This is a genomic window from Roseateles sp. P5_B10, from assembly GCF_056400485.1.
On sequence record NZ_JBFULE010000171.1, the window covers coordinates 1 to 8,482 of the forward strand.

Below are 8,482 nucleotides of genomic sequence, written 5' to 3' on the forward strand. Positions count from 1 at the left end.
GTTGAGGCCATCGCGGTTGGCCACACGCGTCAGCGGGTCGCGCAAGGCCATCTTCTCGAGCGCTCGCGAGCGTTTCATCGACAAGCGCAGGCGCCCGTGCACCGTCCAGCTTTCCCAGACCAGATAGCCCAGCAGGCTGAACATCCACAGGCCAACCAGGCCGAGGCGGAAGGTCTCGGGAGCGACCCAGTCACCGACGAGTTCGGCGCGGTTCACGCGGATCAGGTGCTGGCCCGGCGCCACCTGGCCGCTGGTGCTGAAACTGATGACGCGGATGCTGTCCATCTCCGGGCCCACCAGGGATACGGGCAGTTGATGTGTCTGGGCCCACCACGAGCTGACGGCGAACTGCGACAGCCGCACTTCCACCGGCTGGGGCTGGGCGCCGGGCGCGAAGGTGACCTCCTGGGGCTTGAGGCTTTCGGCGTCACCCGGCTTCGTATAGGCCGGGTTGSCATTGCGCAGGAAGACGCGCACCTGTGGCGCCTGATGGTCCAGCGATGGGCCCTCCGCGTGCAGCCATAGGCGGATATGGCTGAAATTGCGCAGATCCAGGGCCCGGCCCTTCATCTCGAATTGCAATTCGCAGTAGGGCCATTCGTAGCCGGGGCGAACCTCGCAATGCATCGCCACTGGGCCACCGGCGGCCGGGTCCAGCCTGGCTTCGCTCTTGCCGCCGCTGCTGCGGTCGTCGACGATCTCCAGATGCTGCCCAGCCCCGCGCCCATCGAGCACGAGGTGGCGGGTCATCCAATGCTCGTTGGCATAAAGGCCCAGCAGCGTCGTGACGACGAGCAGGGCGAGAAGCCAGCGCAAAACCATCCGGCAATTGTGTCGGCCGGTAACGCCGGGCGGTGGGAGCGGCCGACGCTGAACGTGAAATCATGACCGCCCCCAGCGGCGGACTTGTATCAGCCCGCTGCGCGCTCGGCCAGGATCTTGAAGGCCGGCAGCGTCTTGCCTTCCAGCACCTCCAGGAAGGCGCCGCCGCCCGTGGAGATGTAGCCCACGTCCTTCTCGATGCCGTACTTGGCAATCGCAGCCAGCGTGTCGCCGCCACCGGCAATGCTGAAGGCAACGCTCTCGGCGATGGCGCGGGCGATGGCCTCCGTGCCATGGGCGAAGGCCGGGAACTCGAACACGCCGACCGGGCCGTTCCAGACGATGGTGCCGGCGGCCTTGAGCTTCTCGGCCAGCTTGGCGGCCGTCTTGGGGCCGATGTCGAGGATGAGGTCGTCGTCCTCCACGTCGGTGGCCGCCTTGACCGCCGCCGTGGCACCCGCGGAGAAGGTCTTGGCCGTCACGACGTCTTCGGGGATGGGCACGTCGGCGCCGCGCGCAGCCATCGCATCGATGACGGACTTGGCCTGATCGATCAGATCCGGCTCGGCCAGCGACTTGCCGATCTTCAGGCCTGCGGCCAGCATGAAGGTGTTGGCGATGCCGCCGCCGACGATGAGGCCGTCGACCTTGCTCGCCAGGGCTTGCAGGATGGTCAGCTTGGTCGACACCTTGGAGCCGGCAACGATAGCGACGAGCGGGCGGCGCGGGTTGGCCAGCGCCTTGGTGATGGCGTCGATCTCGGCTGCCAGCAGCGGGCCGGCGCAAGCGATCTTGGCGTACTTGGCGATGCCGTAGGTGGTGGCCTCGGCGCGATGGGCCGTGCCGAAGGCGTCGTGCACGAAGATGTCGCACAAGGCGGCAAGCTTCCTGGACAGCTCCTCGCTGCACTTCTTCTCGCCCTTGTTGACGCGGCAGTTCTCCAGCAGCACCAGTTGGCCCGGCGCGACGGAGACGGCATCGACCCAGTCGCGCTGCAGCGGCACCGGGCGGCCCAGCAGCTCGGCCATGCGCTCGGCCACCGGTGCCAGCGAATCTTCAGGCTTGAACTCACCCTCGGTCGGGCGGCCCAGGTGGGAGGTGACCATGACGGCGGCGCCGGCGTCCAGGGCCATCCTGATGGCCGGCAACGAGGCGCGGATGCGGGTGTCCTCGGTGATCTTGCCGGTGTCGTCCTGCGGCACGTTGAGGTCGGCGCGGATGAAGACGCGCTGGCCGGCCACCTTGCCGGCGGCGATCAGGTCGGAGAAGCGGATGACGTTCATGGTGGGCGGGGCAGTTGATGAGAAACCGAAACTGCCGCGATTCTCGCCGCCCGCCGTTCCGGCGCGGTTACCAGCCGAGGCCGAGCTTCAAAGGCAGCATGACCGCCATGCCGACGAGGATGGTGCCCAGGATGCCCTTGCGCCAAAAGTAGTAGGCCGTCGCGGCCACCGCCGCGGGCCAGCGCGCATCCTGCCAGGTCGTGATGAGCTGGCCCTGCGTCATGAAGATCTCGGGCGCGACGACCGCGACCAGGGCCGCCAGCGGTGCAACCTTGAGCAGTTCGCGCAGCCAGTCCGGAATGGGCAGGGGCTTCTCGCCAATCATGAAGAAACTGCGCGTCAGGACGGAAATGCCGGCCAGGCCGAACAGCGCCACCCAGGTCATCGCATCGCTCATGTCCGCCCCTCGGTCGTCGAGTACGCCGACCGATCCCTCGAGGGGATGCGCGCCGACTTGGGACGGCCCGGCGTTCGGCGCGCGCTCATGCCCTGGCCTTTCGCGCGTCCAGCCACCAGCCTACGGCGCCCGCCGCAAAGATGGCGCACAGGATGTTGAGCTTGAGCGGCAACGCATAGGTGGCAATCGACACAGCGCCAGCCGTCACAGCCACCCACCACAGCACCTTCTCGGTCAGCAGCGAATAGGACAGTCCCAGCAGCGCCAGCACGCCGGCGAAGCCAATGCCCCAATGCGGCGGAATGCGGTCGGCCAGCAGGATGCCGGCGAAGGAGCAGGCCTGCCAGGTCGGCCAGTTGACGGCCACGCCACCCCAGAAATAGCGTTGCTGGCCCGGCACCGGCACGGGGTCCGGATAGCGCTTGACGAAGTAGACGAAGTTCAGGTCGGCCGCGACATAGCCGCTCAGCAGCCGGCGCGCCCTGGGCAGATGGCCCCAGTAGTTGCGCCATTGCGCGCTGAAGATGACAAAGCGCAGGTTGACGCAGAAGGCCGTGGCCAGCAGCACCCACAGCGGCGCGCCGGAGGCGATCAGCGGCAGGGCCGTCAGCTGCGCGCTGCCGGCAAACACCAGCAGCGACATGCCCATGGCGAGCGGGATGCTGAGCCCGCTCTTGACCATGGTCACACCGGTCACCAGGCCCCAGGCCGCCAGGCCCAGGGAGGGCGAGGCCATGTCGCGCGCGCCGTGGCGGAAATCGGGGTCGGCCGCGAGCGCGCGCAACCTGGAAGTCAGACTCATGCCGCCATTGTCGGCGGCACTTCAATCACTGCCCGATGCGACGGACTTTGCCGCTGCCGGCGACGGAGGACGAAATCTCCGGCGAGCCCGCGTACTTCACGTCGCCGCTGCCAGCGATGGAGACATTCAGGCGCTTGGTCGCGTTGACCTGGGCGTCGCCGCTACCGGCGATGCTGACCTTGACGTCTTCCGCCACCAGGTCGGCCGCCTTCACGTCGCCGCTGCCGGCGATGGTCACCTGGGCGCTGGCACAGCGGCCGGCCGCGACGATGTCACCACTGCCGCTGACCTTCATCCCCAGGCGTTCGGCGTCCAGGCCCGCGAAGCGGATGTCGCCGGAGCCGGCGATGGAGGCGTCGACGCCGGCTGTCTTCATGGCCTCGACCTTGACGGTGCCGGAGCCGGCCACAGCGATCGAGCGCAGGGCCGGCATCTCGATGGTCAGGCTGGGGTTGGTCGAGCTGTGCACATTGACGCCCTTTTTGGGCGAGATCTCCAGCGTGCGGCCCTTGCTGCCGTCGACGACGCGGGTTTCGATCAGGGGCAGCAGGTTGCGGTCGGCCTTGACCTCGACCTTGTTGCCCGAACCCTGGCGGATGACGACGTTGAAGCCGCCGGTCAGCGCGACACCGTCGAAGGCGCCCGTGTCGCGGGCCTCGGTAGCGATGTCGCCATTGCCGTTGATGCGCTCGCTGTTGATGGTCCAGCTCCAGGCCTGGGCAGAGCCGCTGAACACGGCAGCGGCCACGAGACCGAGGGCGAAGAGGCGGCGGGATGTGTTCATGTCGGGCTCCATCGGGGTTTTGATGGTTCCCATGGTGCCAAGCGGCGCCGGGACGGACCTGACCAACGCGACAGTGCGCAGGATGGAAGGAGCGAAATGCGTCTGGAGGTGCCGGATCAGTGGCCCTTGGCCTTGTCGCCGCCCTTTTCAGACGCCTTTTCAGCGACTTTCTCGACCGGCTTGGCCTCAGGCTCGTCGGCCGGCGGCTTGACCGAGCCCGGGCGCGGCACGACGGGCGCGACGCCCTCGAGCTTGTTCTCGCGCATGTACTCGTCCATCTCGCGCCAGCCGGTGTAGACGGCGGCCTTCTGGGCCTTGGGGTTGAGGACGTAGCAGTCCTCGATGGCACGCATCGCATGCCGGCAGGCGCTGCCGATGGCCTTGCCCTCGGCTTCCTTGGCAGCGGCCACTTTGGCGGGGTCGTCGATGCCAAGCTGCTCGCAGGCCGACAGGGCTGCGAGCAGGGGCAGGGCAAGAAGAAGGCGCTTCATGGGCTCAGCTATCGGCCGGCGCGGCTGCAACTTGAGGTCACGGCGAGTCAGCGCCTGGCCATCGCGAGCAGGCGCGTGACGCGTTCCTCGGTCGACGGGTGGGTGGAGAACAGCCCTCGCAGGCCTCCACCGGACAGCGGGTTCATGATCATCATCTGCGCCGTCTCCGGGTGAGCCTCGGCGGGTGCCATCGGAATGCCCTGAGCGTAGCGGTGGATCTTGTCCAGGGCCGAGGCCAGCGCGGCCGGGTCGCCGGAGAGTTCCGCGCCGCCGCGGTCGGCCTCGAACTCGCGGGCGCGGCTGATGGCCATCTGGATCACCGTGGCGGCCAGTGGTGCAAGCAACGCGATCGCAATGCTGGCGATGACATTGGTCTGCCGGCCGTTCTCGTCGCGGCCGCCGAACAGCCCGGCGAAGTTGGCCAGCATCGAGATCGCACCGGCCATCGTCGCGCTGACGGTGCTGATGAGGATGTCCCGGTGCGCCACATGGGCCAGTTCATGGGCCATGACACCACGCAACTCGCGCTCGGACAGCACGCGCAGGATGCCCGTCGTTGCCGCGACGGCGGCATGCTCCGGGTTGCGGCCGGTCGCGAAGGCGTTCGGTGCTTCCTCGTCGATCAAATAGACCTTGGGCATGGACAGGCCGGCCCGTTGCGCCAGTTCCTGAACCATCCGATAGAACTGCGGCGCCGTGCTCTCGTCCACCTGCCGTGCGCTGTACATGCGCAGGACCATGTCGGCCGAAAACCAATAGGCGAAAAAATTCATGCCAACGGCCACCAGCAACGCGATCAGCATGCCGGCCTGGCCGCCGATCCAGGACCCGACGGCCATGAACAGCGCCGTGATGGCGGCCATCAGGACAGCGGTTTTCACCAGATTGAACATGTCACCGGCCCGGAAGTCAGGAATACGTGGGAGATGGTGCMACGCACCCGGGGTTTCAAGCGTCGAAGCGTTCGCCGACGGCAATCGGCCGGGCCTGGAGGAAGGTCGAAGCCGGCCCGCGCTTGCCCCCGGCGCGTTGCAGTTCGGTCAGTTTCAAAGCGCCTTCACCACAAGCAACCTCCGGCCCGGCGGCGATGACTTCACCCGGCTTACCCCGGCCTTCAACGACCTCGGCCCGCCAAACCTTGAGCGCCTCGCCGGCCAGTGTCGCCTGGCCGCCGGGGAAGGGATCGAAGGCGCGCAGCCGACGCTCGATCACGACAGCGGGCAGCGTCCAGTCGATGGCGCTCTCGGCCTTCTCGATCTTGTGCGCGTAGGTGACGCCCTCGCCGGGCTGGGGCGTCGGCGCCAGGCTGGGCGCCTGCAGAGCCTCGACAATCAGGCGACCGCCCAGTTCGGCCAACCGGTCATGCAGGGCCGCGGTCGTGTCGTCGGCGCGGATAGTCTCGCGGCCGATCAGCAGCATGTCGCCGGTATCCAGGCCCGCATCCATTTGCATGATGGTGATGCCGGTCTCGGCGTCGCCGGCCTCGATGGCGCGGTGGATGGGCGCCGCGCCGCGCCAGCGCGGCAACAGCGAGGCGTGGATGTTCAGGCAGCCGCGCCGAGGCAGGTCCAACACCCATTGCGGCAGGATGAGGCCATAGGCGGCGACGACCATCACGTCGGCATCCGCCGCCCGCAACGCTTCGCGCGCCGCGGCCGCGTCGGCGGCATATTTGCCGTCCAGTTTCAGGCCCTGCGGCTGGGCGACCGGGATGCCTGCCGCAACGGCGCGCTGCTTGACCGCCGAAGCCTGCAGCTTCATGCCACGCCCGGCCGGGCGGTCGGGCTGGGTCAGCACCAGCGGAACCGTGAAGCCGGCGGCCAGCAACGCGTCCAGCGCAACGGCAGCGAATTCTGGCGTGCCAGCAAAGACGACGCGCATCACAACCTTTGGTTACGCTTTTTGGCCTCGAGCTCTTCCTCGCGCGTCTTCTTGACCATCTTGGTCTTGATGCGGTCGCGCTTGAGCGGGCTCAGGTATTCGACGAAGACCTTGCCCAGCAGGTGGTCCATCTCGTGCTGCACGCACACGGCCAGCAGGCCATCGGCCTCGAACTCGTAGACCTCGCCGTCGCGATTGGTGGCGCGCACGGTGACCTCGGCATGGCGCGGCACCTTGTCGTAGATCTGCGGCACCGACAGGCAGCCTTCCTCGCCCTCGACCATGCGCTCGCTGAGACGAACCAGCTCGGGATTGATCAGCACGCGCGGGGTGTCGCGATCCTGCGACGTGTCGATGACGATGACTCGCTCATGCACGTCGACTTGCGTCGCGGCCAGGCCGACACCGTCGGCGGCGTACATGGTTTCCAGCATGTCATCGACGAGCTGGCGGGTGCGCTCGTCCACGGCGGCCACCGGTTTGGCAACGGTGTGCAGACGCGGGTCGGGGTAGCGAAGGATGTGCAGTTGGGCCATGGCGCCTTGTAAGCACTCGCAAACGAGCGCTAGCGGTTGTTGGTTGCCCCCGGTGATTGCGGGCAGAATCACCTGGATTTTCGCCGATCCGGCAATCCCCTCGGAGACCGCGCCAGATGCCCGTTGCCCGCCCAGCCCACTTCGCAGTCCTTGCGACCTGCCTCGCCCTCGCGACGGCGACCTCAGCCTGGGCGCAAACCAGCAAGCTGCCCGTCACCGCCGAACAGCGACGCGTCGCCGATCAGGTCGCGTCCGCGGGCGTGCCCCTGGCCGAACTGGCGCCCAATGCGCCGGACAGCCACACGGTGCAGCCAGGCGACACGCTTTGGGACATCTCCAAGCTGTTCCTGAAAAGCCCCTGGCGCTGGCCCGAGCTCTGGGGCATGAACCGCGACCAGATTCGCAACCCCCACCTGATCTACCCGGGCCAGGTGCTGCTGCTGGTCAAGGTCGATGGCCGGGCCCGGCTGCAACTGGCACAGGGCGTCGGCGGCAATACGGCCGGCAATGGCGTGGTCAAGCTGCGGCCGCAGATGCGCATTTCGGCGCTGGATTCCAGCCCCATCCCAAGCATCCCGCTGCACCTGATCCAACCCTTCCTGACCGACGCTGTCGTCTTCGACACGGATGCGCTGGCCACGGCACCGCGCATCGTCGCCGCCCAGGAAGGGCATGTGCTGCTCGGCCCGGGCGAACTGGCCTATGCGCGTGGCGATTTCGGCAGCGGCACCGACTTCCGCGTCTTCCGCAACGCCCGCCCGCTGCGCGACCCAGCCACCAACGAGATCCTGGGCTACGAGGCCCCGTATGTCGGCACGGCTGAACTGACCCGTCTGGGCGAGGAGCGCACCGGCGCCGATGGCAAGGCCGAGATCGTGCCGGCCACGATGACCGTCCGGCAGATCAAGCAGGAGGTCGGCATCGGCGACCGTCTGGCGCCGGCACCGGCACGCAATCTCGAGCTGTATGTGCCGCACGCGCCCAGCCAGCCCATGGCGGGTCAAATCGCGGCCATCTACGGCGAGGCACTCAACGCAGGCCAGAACCAGATCGTCGCGCTCAACCGCGGCAAGCGTGATGGCATCGAGCGCGGCCATGTGTTCGCGCTGTGGCGCGACGGCGCCAGGGTCATGGACAAGACCCAGGAGAGGGCCGAGGCCATCAAGCTGCCCGACGAGCGCCACGGCATCCTGTTCGTCTTCGAGGTCTATGAGCGCGTGTCCTATGCGCTGATCATCTCGGTGAAAGAGCCGGTTCGACCGGGCGACCGCTTTACCCAGCCTTAGAGAATGGAGCCCCTCGCCCAAGGAGTACCTTGGTCGGTCTTGCAGACCGCGCTGCGGCGGGTGCCGCAGCCCTTCGGTAGGCACATCGCGCCCACTGGGCGCAATGTGTCCGGCCTCAGCCCCCGAGGGAACGGCGATGCTTGCCGGATTGACCGGCAAGCACATCGCCAAGGCGGGCCGGCTCGGGAGCGGCCCAGCGC

At 67.8% G+C, this 8,482-nt stretch carries 10 protein-coding genes; 1 reads left to right on the forward strand and 9 read right to left on the reverse strand.

Annotated features, from left to right (window positions below; all coding sequences use genetic code 11):
• The 9 genes from AC1DU6_RS12935 to def all read right to left on the reverse strand — a co-directional run.
• On the reverse strand, positions 1–816 hold an 816-nt coding region (locus AC1DU6_RS12935), incomplete at its 3' end, for a hypothetical protein (protein ID WP_477857598.1).
• A gap of 95 nt (positions 817–911) precedes the next feature.
• A complete protein-coding gene (locus tag AC1DU6_RS12940) occupies positions 912–2,105 on the reverse strand; it encodes a phosphoglycerate kinase (protein ID WP_457320706.1) in 1,194 nt (397 codons plus the stop codon).
• Between the two features lie 67 nt (positions 2,106–2,172).
• The gene (locus tag AC1DU6_RS12945; RefSeq protein ID WP_056205211.1) at positions 2,173–2,502 is read right to left on the reverse strand and encodes an AzlD domain-containing protein; all 330 of its coding nucleotides are present in this window, start codon (positions 2,500–2,502) and stop codon (positions 2,173–2,175) included.
• An 85-nt stretch (positions 2,503–2,587) separates the two neighbouring features.
• Entirely contained in the window at positions 2,588–3,304 is a 717-nt protein-coding gene (locus tag AC1DU6_RS12950; RefSeq protein WP_056205212.1) for an AzlC family ABC transporter permease, read from the reverse strand.
• Positions 3,305–3,329: 25 nt separating this feature from the next.
• Positions 3,330–4,088 carry a head GIN domain-containing protein gene (locus tag AC1DU6_RS12955; RefSeq protein ID WP_477857601.1) on the reverse strand — a complete coding sequence of 253 codons (759 nt, stop codon included), beginning with the start codon at positions 4,086–4,088 and terminating at the stop codon, positions 3,330–3,332.
• A 116-nt stretch (positions 4,089–4,204) separates the two neighbouring features.
• Positions 4,205–4,579, reverse strand: a complete 375-nt coding sequence (locus AC1DU6_RS12960) for a hypothetical protein (RefSeq protein WP_457320711.1) — start codon at positions 4,577–4,579, stop codon at positions 4,205–4,207.
• Positions 4,580–4,626: 47 nt separating this feature from the next.
• Positions 4,627–5,472 carry a zinc metalloprotease HtpX gene (htpX, locus tag AC1DU6_RS12965; protein ID WP_457320713.1) on the reverse strand — a complete coding sequence of 282 codons (846 nt, stop codon included), beginning with the start codon at positions 5,470–5,472 and terminating at the stop codon, positions 4,627–4,629.
• Positions 5,473–5,527: 55 nt separating this feature from the next.
• Complete coding sequence (gene fmt / locus AC1DU6_RS12970; protein ID WP_457320714.1) at positions 5,528–6,460, reverse strand: methionyl-tRNA formyltransferase; 933 nt, start codon at positions 6,458–6,460, stop codon at positions 5,528–5,530.
• Positions 6,460–6,996 (reverse strand): peptide deformylase, encoded by a 537-nt coding sequence (def, locus tag AC1DU6_RS12975; RefSeq protein WP_457442534.1) that lies wholly within the window; start codon positions 6,994–6,996, stop codon positions 6,460–6,462. Before def ends, fmt begins: the two co-directional genes overlap by 1 nt.
• Positions 6,997–7,112: 116 nt before the next feature.
• Between def and AC1DU6_RS12980 the strand changes: the two genes are divergently transcribed.
• Complete coding sequence (locus tag AC1DU6_RS12980; protein WP_056205226.1) at positions 7,113–8,282, forward strand: LysM peptidoglycan-binding domain-containing protein; 1,170 nt, start codon at positions 7,113–7,115, stop codon at positions 8,280–8,282.
• The last annotated feature ends 200 nt before the right edge of the window (positions 8,283–8,482 follow it).

Excerpts from the sequence above, each read along its gene's own strand:
- def (WP_457442534.1), bottom strand. The coding sequence starts at position 6,996 with ATGGCCCAACTGCACATCCTTCGCTACCCCGACCCGCGTCTGCACACC.
- AC1DU6_RS12980 (WP_056205226.1), top strand. The coding sequence starts at position 7,113 with ATGCCCGTTGCCCGCCCAGCCCACTTCGCAGTCCTTGCGACCTGCCTC.
- AC1DU6_RS12950 (WP_056205212.1), bottom strand. The coding sequence starts at position 3,304 with ATGAGTCTGACTTCCAGGTTGCGCGCGCTCGCGGCCGACCCCGATTTC.
- htpX (WP_457320713.1), bottom strand. The coding sequence starts at position 5,472 with ATGTTCAATCTGGTGAAAACCGCTGTCCTGATGGCCGCCATCACGGCG.
- AC1DU6_RS12960 (WP_457320711.1), bottom strand. The coding sequence starts at position 4,579 with ATGAAGCGCCTTCTTCTTGCCCTGCCCCTGCTCGCAGCCCTGTCGGCC.
- AC1DU6_RS12940 (WP_457320706.1), bottom strand. The coding sequence starts at position 2,105 with ATGAACGTCATCCGCTTCTCCGACCTGATCGCCGCCGGCAAGGTGGCC.
- fmt (WP_457320714.1), bottom strand. The coding sequence starts at position 6,460 with ATGCGCGTCGTCTTTGCTGGCACGCCAGAATTCGCTGCCGTTGCGCTG.
- AC1DU6_RS12955 (WP_477857601.1), bottom strand. The coding sequence starts at position 4,088 with ATGAACACATCCCGCCGCCTCTTCGCCCTCGGTCTCGTGGCCGCTGCC.
- AC1DU6_RS12945 (WP_056205211.1), bottom strand. The coding sequence starts at position 2,502 with ATGAGCGATGCGATGACCTGGGTGGCGCTGTTCGGCCTGGCCGGCATT.